The sequence below is a fragment of the Oceanospirillum sp. genome, assembly GCF_982874595.1.
On the sequence record NZ_CEYNZH010000027.1, the window covers coordinates 22,789 to 40,704 of the forward strand.

Below are 17,916 nucleotides of genomic sequence, written 5' to 3' on the forward strand. Positions count from 1 at the left end.
AAAAAAAGCCGCTGTGTAATAAGCGTAGCAGTCCATCCTTAAAACCCTGTACCTTATAAGAGCCCCGGATCAGAATCCGGGTATAATGTCAGCCTGACGGAACTTTCTGCGGACTTATCCTGTCTGAGTGATCGGAAAATGAAAAATATCCGTAGAAGCTGTCGATAAAAGTGGACCAAAGAAGGTCTGGCAGCGTTAAAACGTAAAATCCATAAAAAAAGTAGCCCTTAACAGAAACGTAAACCAAAGAGACGTACTATGAAGGCTATCAGGCTGCAGATAATGAAGAAGGAGTCTGATGATGAAATTGAAAGAACTGAAAAAACTGATCCGTAGTGGTGCACAACTGGACGCAGAAATTGTGACTCACGCCACTCATAGCCAGTATGGCATTCGAATCCGAACCGAAGATGAAACCTATCGTCTGGTAAATTGGCGCAACAGACCGATGATTTTCAGAAGTCTGGATCAGGCCCGACAAGCCCTTGCGCAAGCGGGTGTTAAACAAGCCACTTTGATTCAGCATGTGGCTCATGATGAAGTGATTGGCCGGGTGGCGACCTATGACGAGCCCCACCTTGCGCAAATCCCGATGTCGGCTTAGCCGCCAGACATTATCCTCTGATAGAATCCCTCCTCCCGGAGGGATTTTTGTTTGTCGCCCCCTTTTGATTGGCAACCCCTTCCTGTTTCAGCCGTCAGGCTTCCATGTATAGCCTGCTGGCTTTCCCCGGTGAATAACAAGGCCCGATACCCTGAATGCAACCCTTGTCCGACAAACGCGGCTATCTGATAACCCGGTTGATGCTATGAAAGTCGCGGTTCGTTCCCTTTGCGAGTTTGCCGCCCGAAGTGGCAGCCTTGAATTTCGGTATACACCCTCGCCCACCGCCGAGGAAGGTATTCGCGGCCACCAGAAACTGCAGAAACGGCGTATAAAACAATGCGGGCCTGATGTTACCTATGAACCGGAACATCTGCTGGAAGGCACACTCAAGGGAATAACGCTGAAAGGTCGTGCCGATGGTTATTTATCTGCCGCAGAATCAGTAGCGTCAGAGGGTTACCCTCTGCTGGAAGAGATTAAAACCCATCGCGGAGAGCTTGACCGAATTGGTGACGGGCAGCGTCAGCTGCATCTGGCCCAGCTTAAGGTTTACGGTGCCCTGCTCTGCCTACGGGACGACCTGCCTGCGGTTCGCTTGCGTCTGGTCTATTACGATATCGACCGGGACCAGGAATCGCCCGATGAAAGCCTTGGGCAGGCTAACGCTCTGATCGACTTTGCTGAAGACCTTTGCGCCCGGTATGCCCTCTGGCACCAGCAGGAAGCACAACATCGTCGCCAGCGTGATCTTGCCCTACAGCAATTGCAGTTTCCCTACCCTGAGTTTCGACCGTTTCAGCGGGCATTAAGCGAAGCGGTCTATAAAGGCATCTTTACCCGACGTCAGTTATTGCTGGAGGCCCCTACCGGGTTGGGCAAAACCCTCGGTGTGAGTTTTCCGGCCCTTAAAGCGATGGCGAAATGTGGGTTGGATCGACTTTTTTTACTCTCATCCCGCACCACCGGACGCCAGCTGTTTATGGATGCCTTAAAGCAGCTGATTGCCGGTCAATCCGACACTAGCCTACCTGCTGCTGCCCTGCCTGATGGGCTTTTGTCTGACCCTGCTTTGCACAAGCAACGCCTACCCGTGCGCATTCTGGAACTCAGCGCCAAAGAGAAATCCTGTGAGCACCCGGACAAAGCCTGTCATGGGGATTCCTGCCCGCTGGCTGAGGGCTTTTTTGACCGGCTGCCCCAAGCCAGACAAGCTGCAGCGCAAAGCTACTGGCTGGACCAGCGCCAAATCCGTCGTATCGCCCTTGAGCATGAGATTTGCCCCTATTATCTGGCACAGGAGATGACACGCTGGTCGGATCTGGTGGTGGGGGATGTTAACCACTATTTTGACCGTCAGGCGGTGCTTTTCAGCCTGACACAACAGAACGACTGGCAGGTTGTGCCCTTGGTCGATGAAGCCCACAACCTGATCGACCGGGCCCGTAGCATGTATTCGGCTCAGCTGGATCGTTTTCTCTTCAGTCATGCTTTAAAGGGCGGTAAGGTTGCTCAAGCAGCCCCTGAGGCACTTAAAAAGCCGCTGCAGGCGGTACAACAGGGCTGGCGCAAGCTGATTGCTGAAGAAGCGTCTGATCAGCTGGATCAGGACGGTAATCTGATCTCAGGGAAACCTGTCTCGATAAACCTCGATCAGGTACCGGAGCAGCTGAACGGCTACCTGCATCAGTTGGTCACCGCCATTACCGACTATCTGGCCGATTCTATGAAAGAACACCAGCCCTCTCACCGACAGGTCGCGTTATTAGCCCACGACCCTGCGCACGGTGCGCTTCCGGCAAGCCCCGAACAACCGCTGCAACAGCTTATGTTCGACACCCTCAGTTTTCTCAAGCTGGCCGAGCTGTTTGACCGACACTCCCTCTGTACGCTCCAGCTGGCCAGGGGCAATCCCAAATACCGGGAGCCTAAAATCAAAGCCAGCCTTAAACTGCAGAACCTGATACCCGCTGACTTTCTGCGGGAGCGCTTTAACATCGCCTATGCCTGCGTGTTGTTCTCGGCAACGCTGAGCCCTGCTGAATATTATCGGGATCTGCTGGGTATGGCCGGCCATCAGACCGCTACTGACGATACCGACAACACGGTAGCAAGCGCGAAGAACAGTAATAACGATCACCCGTTAAGAGAGGCGCTCTGGCTTTCGTTACCGGGCCCTTTTCACCGTGATCAGCTCGACCTGAGGCGGGTGCCCATCAGTACACGGTTTCGGGACAGAAATCGTTCAGTACCGCCTATTTGTCAGCGGATCGCAGCACAATACCGACAAAAGCCGGGTAACTATCTTATTTACCTCAGCAGTTTCAGTTATCTGCAGCAGCTCCATAATGGCCTGACTGAGTATTGCCCGGAGATACCGCTACAGGTGCAATCAGCAGGCATGAAAGAAGCAGAGCGACAGCACTTTATTAATCGCTTCCGTAATGAACAGGGCTTAGTGGGACTGGCAGTCTTAGGCGGAGCTTTCTCGGAAGGGATCGACCTGCCCGGTGATGCCCTGATCGGCGTATTTGTTGCCACCCTGGGATTGCCACCCTACGATGACTTTCATGAAACCCTGTCGCAACGGCTGGAACAACGTTTTGGTGATGGTTACCGTTATACCTACCTCTACCCCGGCTTACGCAAGGTGATACAGGCTGCAGGACGGCTCATACGGTCACCGAAAGATACTGGCGTGATTGAACTGATCGACGACCGCTTTATGCAGCCGGAGATACAGGCATTGATGCCGGATTGGTGGGATTAAGCCGGATTTAGAACTGATTAGTCTCGTAGGTTGGAAAAGCGCCGTTGGCGCGCCTTCCGACACACGCCCCATTCGATGTGATACACCGACATGCCGTGAGGCGTTTGGGCAACATTGCGTGGTCATTGTTGCTGCACGATCCAACCATGAATCCCCATCACGTAGGTCGGAAAAGCGCCGTGGGCGCGCCTTCCGACACACGCCCCATTCGATGTGTCGCACCGCCATGCCGGTGAGGCGTTTGGCAACATTGTGTGGTCATTGTTGGCGTGCGATCCAACCATGAATCCCCATCACGTAGGTCGGAAAAGCGCCGTGGGCGCGCCTTCCGACACACGCCCCATCCGACACGCCATCCATCCGATGCAATACACCGCCATGTAGGTGAGACGTTCGGGCAACTTCGGTGGTAAATGTCGAAGGCCGTTGTTGAAGGTCAATGCCGGAGCCCATTGTCGGAAGGCGCCTTCGGCTTTTCCGACCTACGGGGTTATGTTTTTTTGGCGCGGGTTTTCTTTTTCGGTTTTTGCGCGGTGCGCTCGGCTTTGATTTTTTCCAGCAATGCCTCAGCGGAGTTTTCACCGGAGATCAGTTCCGGGTTGGCCGCCCGCCAGTCGGCGGTCAGCTCACCGCGGAACGCCTTCGCGAGGATCGACTGCGTCAGGCTGTTTACCCGCTGCAGAGCCGCATCGGCCTGTTGCTGGATTTTGTCCGCATAGGCGAACAGCTCCTCCACACGACGGACGATTTCGGTTTGTTCTTCGGCAGGTGGCAACGGAACCGGTAGTAAACTTAGCGTTGTTTTATTAATGCTTGCCAAATTCACTGATTGCGTGCCATTTCTGATGAAATACTCTTTCCCCTCAGAGTTTCCATAGTAAGAAACAAACTTTGGTTCTAAGCCTTCTGATAGGCGTCTCGCTCTGAAAACATGATTCTGGTGAATACACTTTGGAATTTGATTTTCCCATATCCAGCCACGACCAAGCTTGTCGAGGTCGCCGCCTTCATTAAATAAAATATCACCATATTTAAGCTCTAAAGCCTCTGCTTTTGACTCTGGAACTTCAATATCTTTGATCTCTGTAAGATCCAAAAAACCTCGCTGTACATTCGCAACTCGCAAATAAGGTCTTGTGACCGTCTCACCTTTATTTTTTGAGCCTTTTGCCACTCCACTTACAATTTCGGTGATTTTCGACAAACGAACCCAATGCCACGAATCAGGAATTAAACAAGTGAGCTCATCATCTAAAAATGGCTTCTCAGCAAATTCCTTCGCTTTTTTTGTCGTTATAAAAGCTGTACTGTCAGAAATAATCTCTAATGGGCTAGAAGGTTCATTTTCTACCCGCCACTCCTCCGTCAGCTTGCCACTAACCGCTGCGGCCAGTACCGACTGGCGGAAGCGTTTCAGAATTTCAGGCAGGCGTTCAAGGCGGGCTTTGGTGGACTCCACCTGTGCCAGCAGGCTATCCAGCTTCTCCGTGATCACTTTTTGCTCGGCAAGGGGTGGAACTACCAATGGCGCAGCGACACCATCTTTGGTGCCCAAACGAGGCATATTCACGCCATAACTTACATCATTGACATAACTCAGAAACTGATCGCTCTTTAGCCAATGAAATAAAAAACGGTTACTTATATAGGGCTCTGCATTAATAGGGATGATTTCTGTGGAACAAACACCACTATTATCAGCTACGACGACTTTATTAAGATATGGACGCAACTTTCCATAAAGCACATCACCTATGTTGAAACGGTTTTTTGTGCTTTTAAAAGGTCGCTCAGCTGCATTTAACCGTTTGATGATTACAGAACAATCTTTTTGTATATCCTCCAGTTCTAACACCCAAGTATCAGGCTCAACATCTGATAAAGTGACCTTTTGGGTTTTCCCGTAATCAACAACATCTCCGAGCTTCGCCTCAACCCACCCCTCCGGCAGGACTCCGTCCGTAACACCCGCCATCACTTCGCTCCTTCCAGAGCTGCCAGCAATCCTTCCAGCTCGCCCAGTGCAGCGGTGAGTTCCTCTTTGGCTTCCTGTGCCAGTACCGCCGGTTCCGGCAGGTCGGCGGCATCCACGCTGTCTTTATCTTTCAGCCAGCTGATATCAAGGGAATCCCCTTTGGTGTCGGCGATCCAGTCACGGCTGAAGCAGCGCCAGCGGGAGTGCGCCAGACGGGTGTCGATGCCCTGGTTCTCTTCTGTTTCCTCAATATCCACCTCAATCTCGGTAGCCCCAAAGCTGTATTCACCTTCGGTACGGGCGGTGGTGCCGTTGGCATCTTCTCCGAACACTTTCTCAAAGGGGGCCAGATGCGACTCGGTAAACGGGGTGCGTTTACCAAAGCTGGGCATATTGGTACGCAGGTCATACACCCAGACATTCTCGGTGCAGCTTTCCTGCTGGAATTTGTCTGTGGCGGAACCCTTGGTAAAGAACAGCACGTTGGTTTTAACGCCCTGCGCGTAAAAAATCCCCGTGGGCAGGCGCAAAATGGTGTGCAGGTTGCACTTGTCCATCAGGTCACGGCGCACATCGGTGCCGACACCGGCTTCAAACAGCACGTTATCCGGCAGTACCACGGCAGCCCGGCCACCGGGTTTCAGGTTGCGGTAGATATGCTGCAGAAATGCCAGCTGTTTGTTGCTGGTTTTAAAGGTGAGGTCATCACGGGTGTTGCTGGCTTCGCCGCCTTTGCTGGTGCCAAAGGGCGGGTTGGCAAGAATAAGATCCGCAGGCGGCAGGCTTTTACCCGCTTCACCCAGTGCGTTACCCAGATGCACCACGCCTTCGTCGTCCCCTTCCATACCGTGCAGCAGGCAGTTCATCAGCGACAGGCGGCGGGTGTTGGGTACCAGTTCGATACCGACACAGGCTTTGTTGATCTGAAACGCCCGTGCTTTCGGCTCCAGATCGTAATAGTCGTCAGTCTGGTTGCGCATATACTGGTCGGCAGCGATCAGAAAACCGGCGGTTCCGGCGGCGGGGTCCTGAATCACCTCCCCCGGCTGGGGCTGAATACAGCGGATCATGCTGTTGATCAGGGCGCGGGGGGTAAAGTACTGTCCGGCACCGGATTTGGTCTCTCCGGCGTTTTTTTCCAGCAGGCCTTCGTACAGATCGCCCAGTCCGTCTTCCTGTACACTGAACCAGTCGATCTGATCCAGGGTCGTTACCATCTGAGCCAGATGACGCGGCTCCCGCAGGCGGGTTTGGGCGTCGGCGTAGATGGCGCTGATTAACGGGTCTTCATGTACCCGGTTACCCGCCGCATCTTTACCGGTGGACAGGCTCAGCAGAATCAGTTTGTAGTCATCCAGCAGGTTAATACCGGATTTGCCGTTCAGGTCACTCCAGCGGCAGCCCTGTGGCAGCGGGTGTTTTTCCAGTACACCGGCCTGCTCTTTCTCGTCCACCATTTTGATAAACAGCAGCAGTACCAGCTCGGTGACGTAATCGCTGTAGTTGATGCCGTCGTCACGCAGTACGTCACACAGGTTCCAGAGTTTTTGTACGATATCGTTGTGGGTCATAAATCATTTACCGGTCTGACAAAAAGTTAACGCCCTGCCACCGTAAGGGCAGCAGGGCTGAATTCAATAAAATCAAAAAGATAGACTTTGAAATACCGCGGGCGGGCAATATAACCAGCCCACAGTGCAAGCTCAAGGTTGCCTGCATAATCGGATAGAATTAACCGGCATCCTGCCAGATACTTTCATTTAACGCTTCCAGCACCTGATCCAGTTGGTTATCCAGCACCTTGTTAAAGCGTTTGGCTCCGCCGTCACGGGCAAATTCCCGGTTGATATACTCCTGATCGACAATCACCTCATGGGCCAGCTGTTTAGCCAATCGTCCGAGCCAGCGTTTCTGGTTGGGATTCCAGTCATGGTTGTCATAAATCCGTTGCATGGCGCGGTTTACCCGCTGTTCAAAGGGCACTAAGCCCTCGCCCAGCGCCGCACGGCGAATATGGCCGATAATGCTGGCGGCGATATCCTGATTACTCAGTTGCGCTTCGGCACTTTGCAACAGGGCTTCGCTGTAACCGGCATTATCCAGCTGCAGTTTGACCTCACGCAGCTGTTCCCGTGTCAGGTCGCGGGGCTTGTTGACCACCGCCGACAAGGCGGCATTCCGGTTGACCTGCTCTTTGATAAAGCGGTTAAAGCTGTCGAGATAATCCTCCGGTGCGCTGTAATTGCCCCAGCTTTGCACCCGCTCACGAATTTCATCGTCGTGCTCGGAGATGATCGGGCGATAGCTGCTGCCCAGAATCTGTTTCACCTCATCCAGCTGGCGAATAAGGCCATGGTGACGGTTTAAAAACGCGGCGGCTTGTTCCGGCCCCAGTTGTTGCAGGTGCTGATGCAGTTGCGCAGGCTCTACCTGCCAAAGCTGTTGCAGCTGATCCAGTTTGGCTTTGATCTCGGGTTTGCGCTCTGCTTTGCTTTGGGCTTTACGCAGTACCCGCATCACCTTCTGGCTGAGCTGACTGAGTACCACCTCGGCCTGGCTCTGATCCGGCAAGTCGCCGGGGCTGTTCAGTGCCCGTTCCAGCTGCTCCGGGTCGGTGAGTTCGTCCACCAGCTGTTCCAGAGTGATATTGGGATTTTTCACCAGAGGTTTCATGGTATCCACCTCCTGCAGACTGGCGTACAGGTCTACGGGATCATAGATGCGGAACAGGGTTTTACCGATCTCGTCACAGCGGCGGGTAGCGCGGCCTTTCATCTGCTCATAAAGAATGCGTGACTTCACCCGGCGCATAAACACCAGATTGCAGATGCTGGGCACGTCGATACCTGTGGTGAGCAGATCAACCGTAATGGCAATATTAGGATAACGCTCGTTTTTGAAACGGCTGATCAGCTTGTCTGCCTGATCGCTTTTACCGGTGATTTTTGCCACCGCTTCCTGCCGGTATTCCTCTTCATATTCTTTACTGAAGGCTTCATCCAGCAGCCCTTTAACCATGTCAGCATGGGCATCGGTGGCGCAGAAAATCAGGGTTTTCTCATCACCGAATGGGTCCAGCTCCTGCACCAGCTGTTCGCAGATCACTTTGTTAAAGTTGGGTGTGATAACGGACTTGTTAAAGGCTGAGACATCAAAGTTGAGTTCATCATCCAGCTCAGCGCTTTCAATCTCACCGGTGCGGCTGTTAACCACCTCAACCTGATCACCCTGCTCGAATGTGATGCCTTTTTCACTCAGCAAGGTGGTGTAACGAATGGGAGGCTCATGGTCGATCAGCCAGTCATCGGCCACCGCTTCCCGGTAGCCGTAGGTGTAAATAGGACGGCCGAAAATCTCACTGGTGTGTTTAGCCGGTGTGGCGGTCAGGGCGATTTTAACGGCATCAAAGTAGTCCAGTACCCGTCGGTAGCTGGAGAGATACTGGCGGCTGTCACGGGTAGACAGCTCCCCTTCTGTCATCTCCTGATCCAGGGTGTAACCCCGGTGGGCTTCATCGACAATAATGCAGTCAAACTGGTCGATGGGCGGCGGGTTATCGCTTTCCAGCACCCGTTTGACCATCGCCTGTACCGTGGCGACCTGTACACGGGTTTCCGGCTGGACCACTAAATCGCCTAATTCGGTGACATTATAGATCTGGGACAGGGTTTGACTCTGATCCAGCGGCATATCTTTGAACGCGTCCAAAGCCTGTGTGCCCAGCGAGGTACGATCCACCAGAAACAGAATACGCTTAAAGCGTTCGGCTTTCAGGAAACGATAGATGAGTCCGATGATGGTTCGGGTTTTGCCCGTGCCGGTAGCCATGGCTAACAGAGCCCGGCGCACATCACGGCTTAGGGTATTTTCTACCGCGGTAATCGCTTTTTGCTGGTAATCCCGCAGTTTCAGATAGCCGTAGGGTTCAGCCTGCAATTTTTTCAGGGCGCTTTCACGACTGCGATTGAGCTGGTCCAGCAAACCTTCGGGGCTGTGAAACTCTGGCAAAGCCCGCTTAATATGAGAGCCGTCCCGCACATCACGAAACCAGATACCGGATTTCTCTTTTAACTGGGGTAGATAGGGTCTGCCGTTGGCCGAATAAACAAAGGGAATCTGATAATGACCGCTGGTTTCATCCGGCCAGGCGATAGTGCGGCCCGCCAATTCCCAGGCGGGTATCATGTTGGTTTCAGGGGCAAAACCCCGGCTGTAACGCTCGGCCTGCCCGATCTTACCGGCGACATCGATGGTTTCTTTTTTAGCTTCTACCACGCCGATCGGTGTTAATCCGGTAAAAAGCACGTAATCGGCACGGTCACGACCTTTGCCATCACTGCCTTTGCAGGGCCATTCGGCAATCGCTTTGTTAACGCCTTTTTCCGGGCGCGCCCCTTTTGGGTAACTCAGGGTGTCGCTGTCGGCTTGCCAACCCGCACGTTCAAGATGCTGGTCGATCAGAATACGGGTCAGCGATTCATTCAGTTCGATGTTCTGGCTGGCGGCCCGGCTGTTGCGGGACAGTGTCTGGCGCTGGGTCTGACGGGATTTTTCATCCTGTTGTGCTAACTGTTCCTGAAGGGCCTGAATCCGTTGCTCGTAAGCTTTCTGCTGCTGTTCCAGTTCTTGCTCATGGGCTTTAGCCTGCTGAGCGAGCTTGCGTGATTCTTCATCCATGGCAAGCGCCAGAGATTCGTATTCTTCTTTCTCTTTGGCGACCAATTCATTCAGCTTTTGACTGGAGTTCAGGTCAAGATTGGCTTGCTGCAGCTCATTTTTTAGTTGGGCGATATCCTGCTGTAAGGTCTGCAGCTGTTCACTGGGGTCTTTGGGGGGAACAAAAGGACCTGCTTTGAAGTTTTTTGCCGCTTTGCCGGAGGATTCGTGAAACCAGATCGCCAGATTCCGGGCTACAACCAATCCACGAATCGCTTCTTTATGCTGGGTTTTAAACTGATGTGTGGCTTTGTTGCCTTCGATACGCAGAATGTGAAACATCTCACGTACCGTCGCATCCAGCTGCAGTTCACGGCTGATTCTGTTCAGGAGTTCAATCTGGGTGGTTTTATCGTCAAAACGTATATCAGCCAACAGCGCCAGATGCTGGGCCATCGCCTCGCCCAGCTGACGCAGCTTGATCAGAGTCGTGTTGGGATCACTGACAAATACACGCTCAGCAGCTTCCGCCAGTTCCAGAAAAAGAGGATCGTGTTGTTCAAGAAAACCGAAATTAGCGGAAGTGGTCATGGTGCAGAAAAATCCTTATTCTGTTTTTTTCTTTACAGACAGCAGGTTAGTTACTTTACGACAGCGAGGTGAGAAAATCATCCGACAGGATACATGATTGGCCCAAAGTTTTACGGGATTATGTGGAAGGTTAATTTTGTAAGACGATTGCAGGAAGAGCAATGTTGGCTGCCATTGCCATTGTCGGAAGGCGCGCCCACGGCGCTTTTCCGACCTACATTCCGGACAATAATCACTCTAGGTCGTAAAACGCATATCAACGTAGGTCGGAAAAGCCGGAGGCGCCTTCCGACGCTTACACCAATGTCATCCCCCAGCCGGCATGTTAAGGCGGTATTCAGGGATTAGATCATGCGTTTTGCAGGATTTTGCGAACAAGGAGGTGTTATGCAATATCGGCGTTGTTATGTTGAAGGAGGTTGTTATTTTTTCACGGTTAACCTGCTGCAACGGGATAAAACCCTGCTGGTGGATCATATCGATCTGCTGCGCTCATCGGTTCGCTGGGTTAAGGATAGGTACCCCTTTCATATTGATGCCTGGGTGGTGATGCCGGATCACATGCATGCGGTATGGACGCTGCCTGCAGGTGATTCTGATTACTCTTCCCGCTGGTGTGAGATAAAGAAACGTTTTTCAAAAGGTCTGCTTAATCAGGAACCCCGCTCTGATGTGCGCTTGCGTAAAGGTGAACGAGGTATCTGGCAACGTCGCTTTTGGGAGCACACTATTCGTGATGACGATGATTTGAAGCATCATATCGACTATGTTCACCAGAACCCGCTCAAACATGGACTTGTGACTGATCTTAAACACTGGCCGTATTCCAGTTATCACCGATGGTTACGGCAACAACACAATCTGTAATTAACGTAGGTCGGAAAAGCGCCGTGGGCGCGCCTTCCGACACGTGATCCATCCATCATGGAATCTTTCGATACAAATACCTAAGCCAATGTGGAAGGCCAATGTCGGAAGACGCCTTCGGCTTTTCCGACCTGCGCGATGTATTCAATATCAGCATTCAATCAGGGTTAACGGTCTATCCCATAAGGCCGGCAGGCCAGTTGTATCATTCGGCCGAGTTTGTAGGTTCTTCGGGCGGTGATCAGGGATTGAGAAACGCCGCCGAGGATGCGGTTCATCAGTTCGTCGCTGCCTTCACTGAGCAGTTTCTCCTGCGCCAGTGTTTCTACCCCGGCAACCACCATCACGGTGACCAGCGCCTGTCTGAACAAGCGAACGGCGCTCAGGCTGGTGGTTTCCAGACCGTAAACGGCGGCTATCTCGCGGGTCATGGTGCGGGAGCGCCAGAGCACCACTAAGGTGTCTAACCCGGCATGGGGAATCACCATAACAGCGGTGCCTGTGGTCAGGGTGTAATGGCGGATGATCTTTTGGGCTTGCTGGTCCAGCTCCCGCAAAACCATCAGCTGATACAGCTGCCAGTACTCTTCAGCGGTGGTGCGTTCTACTGCGGCGTCTTTAAAGCGTTGGATCAGCTGAGGCGCAGCTTTGCTCTGCCGTTCCAGCCAGGGCGTTAAGGCGGCTTTCAGTGCGGTGAGATCCTTGTTTTTAAGCGCTTGCTGAACCCCATCCTGTTCACTTTTCAGCCGTTTGATCTCTGCTGCGGAGCGTCGCTCCTGTCTCCAGACGTTTATCGCGCCCAGCACCACAACCGCCAGCACACCACTACCCAGTGTCCCTAACAGCCAGTGGCTCTGCCAAAGTGAGACCAGTTCGTTGGTGAGCATCAGCAGAAGCAGAACGCCCGCAAGGGCGATCACGCTTTTAGCAATTCCATTGCCTTCCTTGCTCCGGGATATGGCTGATGGTAACCCTGTGTCTGCCCCCTTCCCTTGCAGTATCTCTTCTTCATGGGTGTTGATCGCATCTGCAGGCTGATCTTTAAGTGTCTCAGTGGCGGCTTCCGGTGCATAACCGGGGTTACGCGGGGCTTCCTGTTGTGTAGCCTTCTCTTTGGTGTGCCTGTCTTCAAAAGAACGGCTGTTAGCTGTCGGGTCACCCGTTTCGGGTGTTGCAGGCTCGATATAACCGGGTTTCTGGGTCATGACAGGTCATCCTTCAGCAGATCATTAAGCACGCGGCCCAGCTGATACGCGGGCAGCAACTGATTAACATTGGCGATGCGGGCTGGCGGTGACCAGCGTTTAAGCTGCAGCTGTTCCGGTAAGGTGTGCCAGTCGATGGGCAGCGCTTCCGGGACACGACCGGAGTAATAAGGCTGCTGGCGGCCATCGCTCTCCCGCCCCAGCAGATACTCCTGACCGTTGTCATCCACCAGACTGCGGGTGGCTTCCAGCGCCGCGATGGCGCGATAGCGAACATCCGCCCGTGCCCGGACGTCGTTACCGGGGTCGATCTCGTTCAGCAGTGCGCCAAGCAGTTTCTCCAGCCGGATACGTTCGGACAGAACCAGCTGATCCGCTTTGGTGACGGCAAAGACGACACGGCCAATTTTACGGTTCAGCCACTGGAGCACGCCCTTCTGACTGCCGTAACGGAAGAATCGCAATGCGGCCTGCATCGCTTGCTGCAGTTCGTTCAGGGCCGCCTCCCCTTGCTCCAGAGCGGTCAACAGATCCACCAGAATGACCTGACTGTCCAGATGGCGGAAATGACGCCCCAGATGGCTTTCGATCTCCTGTTTGTAGGCGTCGAACAGGCGGCTCATGCTTTTCTGCAGTTTGGGTAGCTGCAGGTGATCCGGTACCGGAAAGAAACCCAGCATGGAATAGTTCTGCATCTGCCCCGGCACCAGTACACGGCTGGGTTGATTCAGCACGTAGCCTTCAGCGCGGGCGGCAATCAGGTAATCTTTCCAGGCATCGGTCAGCTTGCGTTGCAGGGCGTCGCTCACCTGCTGCTGTTCTGCGGCTTCGGCGATCAGTTGACGGAAGGGTTCGCTGAGTTTTTGCCGGTGAGGCTGCTGGGCCAGTTCCCATGCGGAGTCTGACCACTGACTGAAGGATTGTTCCGGCAGAGCCAGATCTGCCAGCCATTCACCGGGGTAATCCATGATTTCCAGATGCAGGGTATCTGCCGAGATCAGATTCTGCAGGGCTTGCTGCTTCTGCGGGCGCTTGATCTCAAGATCCAGCCAGGTGAGGTCATGGGTGGGTTCGGGCCAGCGGCCCTGCCCCATCAGGCTGTCGCGGTGACGAAAGAAATCGAACTGACTTCGGCGAGCCAGTTTGTCCTCTTTTAACAGTGCGGGTTTGAGCAGCCCGGCATCAAACAGGTCTAAACCGGTGAGCGGGTGTCGGCTGACACCCTCCGGCAGGGGCTCATCCACCCGAAGCAGGCTGTGGGTCAGCTGGGTGATAAGAACGGTTTTACCGGCACGGGAAAAGCCGGTTACGCCCATGCGGTGATGTTTCTGCAGGGTTAGATTCTCGGCCTGACGGATCAGTTTTTGGCCGACCTTTTTACCAAGCTGTTTGCCGATTTTACTGCCGAGCTGTTTACCGGCGCTTTTCAGATAGCGTTTAACCACAAAAGGACTCCTTAACCTGCCGCTTTCCTGTAGGGATGAGCGGCCGGCATCTTACTGCCGTAAAACTGACTCAACCTTCTCTCTAATTGCGGGCTAATCGCACATTTACAACCGAAGCTGTCATAAAATGTCGTGTTGGGGCGTGTAAGTAACACCGCTTACTCAAATACCACAGTCTGTATTTGATCCGATTACAGATTCCCTCATAATTTCCGTTTATTACTGCCTATGTATTAAAACATCACGTTTGCTATAAAAACGAAAGACTAAAAAACGAACGATAGAAAAACGAAAGAGAGGGTTATGCGTTTATCACTGTTGGGTTCGGCTGTTTTGGGTTTGTCCTTAATCGGTAGTCAGGTTCAGGCCAAGGAGGTTGCTGAGCGGCATCATGCTTCGGTTCTGATGTATCACCATATCAGCGCTGACACACCCCGCTCTACCAGTACGGATGCTGAGACCTTTATCCGGCATCTTGATCTGTTAAACGAGCTGGGATTTCAGGTCTGGTCACTGCCTCGGGTTGCTGAGTACCTGAAAGCTAACAAGCCGATGCCGGACAAGGTGGCGGTACTGACGTTTGATGATGCTTATATCAGTGTCTATAAAACCGCCATGCCGATTATGGTGGCCCGGAACTTACCCTTCACGATTTTTGTCAACGCGACGCCAATCAATCAGGGTAATCGGCAGTATATGACCTGGGAGCAGCTGCGTGAGGCCAGAGAGAAAGGCGCAACCCTGGGCAATCATTCTTTGCACCATGAGCATATGATCCGTAAGCAGGCGGGCGAAAGTGAAGCCCAGTGGCTGGATCGTATGCGCGCTGAGATTACCGGGAACCAGCAACAGCTGGAGCAATATCTGGGCAGTCTGACTCCTGCTAAGACGGCCCCTAAGCTGTTTGCTTACCCCTACGGCGAGTTTAATCCGGCACTGGAAACTCTGTTGGCGGATCTGGGCTATATCGCTTTTGGGCAGCAATCCGGTGCGGTGAGCGGCTTTACCTCTTTACAGGGGGCTCCTCGTTATGCGGCTAATGGCATCTATTCAAACCCGAAAACGCTTGAGACCAAGCTGATGGCGCTGCCCTTTCCTGTACGGTCTGAAACCCCGCGTTCCGGGGTGTTAGCTGCGGATGATCGTAGTCCGGTGCTGACGCTGACATTGGAGAAGGGTGATTATCGTCTGGATCAGCTACGCTGTTATGGCCCCGGAGGCGAGTTGTTGCAGGTGGCAAAAGAATCTCAGGCTGATGGCGCGGTCCAGCTGCAGGTGTCGACGAAAAAGACGTTACCTGCGGGACGGCATCGTTATAACTGCACCGCTCCCCATCGTTCAGAGCCGCGCTGGTTTTGGTTCTCCCGTCAGTGGATGCTGCCAAAACCGGATGGCAGCTGGTACAAGGGTTAAGGCTGAGCCGATGAGAGCCAGTGTGGTATCAATCAAACAGGGAAAGCAACAATGACGAGTTCTCAGCACTCTTTGACAGAAAAAAATGGCCTGACGCCAATAACAAAAGTCGTTTTATGCGTTGGTGTTGTTGGATTAAGCGCCCTTGCCAGTGGCAGGTTGCAGGCGCAACAGGCGACGGATCAGGTCGCCCCGGAAGCGGCCAGCCAACGGGCAGAGAATCAGGCCCATACGGCCCATGAGTTTATTGTTGCCGCAGCAAACCCCTATGCTGTTGAAGCGGGTTATCAGGTTTTAAAAGAGGGCGGCAGTGCGATTGATGCCATGGTGGCGGTACAAACGGTTTTGGGGCTGACTGAACCCCAATCCTCCGGATTGGGTGGTGGTGCTTTTATGCTCTACTACGATGCGGATCAACAGCAGTTAACCACCTTTGATGGCCGTGAGACCGCTCCGCTGGCCGCTAGACCTGAACTGTTTCAGGATGATCAGGGTAAACCGGTTAAGTTCTTTGATGCCGTGGTGGGTGGTCGTTCTGTGGGAACGCCGGGCACGGTTAAGCTGATGGCAGAGACGCATCAACGCTTCGGTCAATTGCCCTGGTCACGTCTGTTGCAGCCCGCAAAGCAGTTGGCCGAGCAGGGTTTTATTGTCTCCCCCCGCCTAGCCGGTGCTATTGCCAATGATCAGCAGCGCCTGAGTCGTTATCCGGATACCCGCGCTTACTTCTTTACGCCGGATGGGCAACCTCTGCCGGAAGGTTATCGTTTGACCAATAAAGCCTATGCCGAAACGCTGGGACTTCTGGCTAAGCAGGGAGCTGATGCATTTTACCATGGGAAAATTGGCAAGGATTTGGTGAGAAAGGTTCAGGCAATTCAAGATAATCCCGGCCTGCTGACGGAAACAGACCTGAGTATCTATCAGATCAAAGAGCGGCCTGCGGTTTGTGCGCCCTACCGTCACTATGATGTCTGTGGCATGGGGCCACCCAGCTCCGGCGCTCTTACGGTAGGTCAGATACTGGGCATGGTGGAAGCGTTTGATCTGAAATCTTTGGGGCCGGATAACCCGAAAAGCTGGCAGATTATCGGTGATGCTTCCCGCCTGGCCTTTGCAGATCGCGGCCGCTATATGGCCGATACCGATTTTGTGCCCATGCCACAAGGCCTGCTTGATCAGAAGTACTTGAAACAGCGAGCGGCGCTGATTCAGCCGGGAAAAGCTCTGGCGTCGGTGGATGCCGGTGAGCCGGAATGGCATCAGCCGATTGCTCTTGCCGATGATATCTCGCTGGAACTGCCCTCCACCAGCCATCTGGTGATTGTGGATCGTGACGGCAATATTGTTTCGATGACCACGACGATTGAAAACGGTTTTGGCTCACGGGTGATGTCCGGTGGCTTTCTGCTCAATAATGAGCTGACGGATTTCTCCTTTGCCAGCCATAAAGCGGGCTACCCGATTGCCAACCGGCTGGAACCGGGCAAACGCCCTCGCTCTTCTATGGCCCCAACTCTGGTGATGAAGGATGGTAAACCGTATCTGGCATTGGGTTCTCCCGGAGGCTCACGGATTATCGGCTATGTGGCCTCAGCGCTGATTGCCCATCTGGATTGGGGGATGCCGCTTCAACAGGCGATCAGCAAACCCCATCTGATCAATCGCTTTGGAACCTATGATCTTGAAGCGGGAACAACCGCAGAAGCGCTTAAAGCACCCTTGGAGGCGATGGGCTATAAGGTCTCGGTCAGAGATCTGAATTCCGGTCTGCATGGGGTTCTGTTTAAGGATGGCAAACTGATCGGGGCGGCTGACCCCAGACGGGAAGGTGTGGTTTTGGGGGATTAACGCCAGTACTGACTCAGAGACTTATCTTTCTTCTAACGGGTCTTTTCAGAGAGCGCTTTGTTGTAAGGGCTTTTGGTGGGTTAACGGGGACGATTCGGGTCAAAAATGGCTTTAATCGTCCCTTTTTTGTGCAGCTGAACCAGCGCCTCTTTTACGAGCGGGCTATAGGAATGCATGTCGGAACGTTTGGAAATAAAAAGATCAGCCCGGGCAGAACCCAGTACCAGCAAGGTTTTAGTAGCCGAGGGGTCAACCGATCGCGCTCTCAGGCTGTGGTACAGAGTCTGATCAAGGCAGATCAGAGCATCCAGCCGGCCCTTAAGCAGCATATCAACACCCTTCTCCATTGAACTCAGCGCCACCTTACTCAGCTTTTCATTGTTATCGAACACCGGACCGTACTTGGAGCCACGAACATAGCCAATTTTTTTTCCGATCAGGTCATTGAGTTGAGTGATTTCCGGGGCATTTTTGCGGCCGGTAACCTGTATGTCAAACCTTGAGATTTCACCCAGAGAGTCACCGTAACTAAGGGATTC

General features: G+C 53.2%; 11 protein-coding genes. 5 read left to right on the forward strand and 6 right to left on the reverse strand.

What is annotated here, in order from left to right:
- Positions 1–298 precede the first annotated feature (298 nt).
- Both AC4GL5_RS12030 and AC4GL5_RS12035 read left to right on the forward strand, forming a co-directional pair.
- Positions 299–604 (forward strand): DUF6482 family protein, encoded by a 306-nt coding sequence (locus AC4GL5_RS12030; protein WP_490383028.1) that lies wholly within the window; start codon positions 299–301, stop codon positions 602–604.
- A 205-nt stretch (positions 605–809) separates the two neighbouring features.
- A complete protein-coding gene (locus AC4GL5_RS12035; RefSeq protein WP_490383029.1) occupies positions 810–3,374 on the forward strand; it encodes an ATP-dependent DNA helicase in 2,565 nt (854 codons plus the stop codon).
- A gap of 490 nt (positions 3,375–3,864) precedes the next feature.
- Here AC4GL5_RS12035 and AC4GL5_RS12040 read toward each other — a convergent pair whose 3' ends face one another.
- From AC4GL5_RS12040 to hsdR, 3 genes are all read right to left on the reverse strand, one after another.
- Complete coding sequence (locus AC4GL5_RS12040; protein WP_490383030.1) at positions 3,865–5,349, reverse strand: restriction endonuclease subunit S; 1,485 nt, start codon at positions 5,347–5,349, stop codon at positions 3,865–3,867.
- A complete protein-coding gene (locus tag AC4GL5_RS12045) occupies positions 5,349–6,920 on the reverse strand; it encodes a class I SAM-dependent DNA methyltransferase (protein ID WP_490383031.1) in 1,572 nt (523 codons plus the stop codon). Before AC4GL5_RS12045 ends, AC4GL5_RS12040 begins: the two co-directional genes overlap by 1 nt.
- Before the next feature lie 160 nt (positions 6,921–7,080).
- The gene (gene hsdR, locus AC4GL5_RS12050; protein ID WP_490383032.1) at positions 7,081–10,596 is read right to left on the reverse strand and encodes a type I restriction-modification system endonuclease; all 3,516 of its coding nucleotides are present in this window, start codon (positions 10,594–10,596) and stop codon (positions 7,081–7,083) included.
- 387 nt (positions 10,597–10,983) lie between these two features.
- Here hsdR and AC4GL5_RS12055 point away from each other — a divergent pair, with 387 nt between their 5' ends.
- On the forward strand, positions 10,984–11,463 hold the full coding sequence (locus AC4GL5_RS12055; protein WP_490383033.1) for an REP-associated tyrosine transposase: 480 nt from the start codon (positions 10,984–10,986) through the stop codon (positions 11,461–11,463).
- A 167-nt stretch (positions 11,464–11,630) separates the two neighbouring features.
- Here AC4GL5_RS12055 and AC4GL5_RS12060 read toward each other — a convergent pair whose 3' ends face one another.
- The gene (locus AC4GL5_RS12060) at positions 11,631–12,668 is read right to left on the reverse strand and encodes a DUF697 domain-containing protein (protein WP_490383034.1); all 1,038 of its coding nucleotides are present in this window, start codon (positions 12,666–12,668) and stop codon (positions 11,631–11,633) included.
- Positions 12,665–14,113: a YcjX family protein gene (locus AC4GL5_RS12065; protein ID WP_490383035.1), complete on the reverse strand. Its 1,449-nt coding sequence runs from the start codon at positions 14,111–14,113 to the stop codon at positions 12,665–12,667. Before AC4GL5_RS12065 ends, AC4GL5_RS12060 begins: the two co-directional genes overlap by 4 nt.
- Before the next feature lie 303 nt (positions 14,114–14,416).
- Here AC4GL5_RS12065 and AC4GL5_RS12070 point away from each other — a divergent pair, with 303 nt between their 5' ends.
- Both AC4GL5_RS12070 and ggt read left to right on the forward strand, forming a co-directional pair.
- Positions 14,417–15,526: a polysaccharide deacetylase family protein gene (locus tag AC4GL5_RS12070; RefSeq protein ID WP_490383036.1), complete on the forward strand. Its 1,110-nt coding sequence runs from the start codon at positions 14,417–14,419 to the stop codon at positions 15,524–15,526.
- A 51-nt stretch (positions 15,527–15,577) separates the two neighbouring features.
- On the forward strand, positions 15,578–17,377 hold the full coding sequence (gene ggt, locus AC4GL5_RS12075) for a gamma-glutamyltransferase (protein ID WP_490383037.1): 1,800 nt from the start codon (positions 15,578–15,580) through the stop codon (positions 17,375–17,377).
- An 80-nt stretch (positions 17,378–17,457) separates the two neighbouring features.
- Here the strand turns inward: ggt and AC4GL5_RS12080 are convergent.
- The coding region (locus AC4GL5_RS12080) for a hypothetical protein (RefSeq protein WP_490383038.1) at positions 17,458–17,916 on the reverse strand (459 nt) is incomplete at its 5' end.

Coding starts and splice junctions, on each gene's coding strand:
- AC4GL5_RS12030 (WP_490383028.1), top strand. CDS start 299: ATGATGAAATTGAAAGAACTGAAAAAACTGATCCGTAGTGGTGCACAA.
- AC4GL5_RS12035 (WP_490383029.1), top strand. CDS start 810: ATGAAAGTCGCGGTTCGTTCCCTTTGCGAGTTTGCCGCCCGAAGTGGC.
- AC4GL5_RS12040 (WP_490383030.1), bottom strand. CDS start 5,349: ATGGCGGGTGTTACGGACGGAGTCCTGCCGGAGGGGTGGGTTGAGGCG.
- AC4GL5_RS12045 (WP_490383031.1), bottom strand. CDS start 6,920: ATGACCCACAACGATATCGTACAAAAACTCTGGAACCTGTGTGACGTA.
- hsdR (WP_490383032.1), bottom strand. CDS start 10,596: ATGACCACTTCCGCTAATTTCGGTTTTCTTGAACAACACGATCCTCTT.
- AC4GL5_RS12055 (WP_490383033.1), top strand. CDS start 10,984: ATGCAATATCGGCGTTGTTATGTTGAAGGAGGTTGTTATTTTTTCACG.
- AC4GL5_RS12060 (WP_490383034.1), bottom strand. CDS start 12,668: ATGACCCAGAAACCCGGTTATATCGAGCCTGCAACACCCGAAACGGGT.
- AC4GL5_RS12070 (WP_490383036.1), top strand. CDS start 14,417: ATGCGTTTATCACTGTTGGGTTCGGCTGTTTTGGGTTTGTCCTTAATC.
- ggt (WP_490383037.1), top strand. CDS start 15,578: ATGACGAGTTCTCAGCACTCTTTGACAGAAAAAAATGGCCTGACGCCA.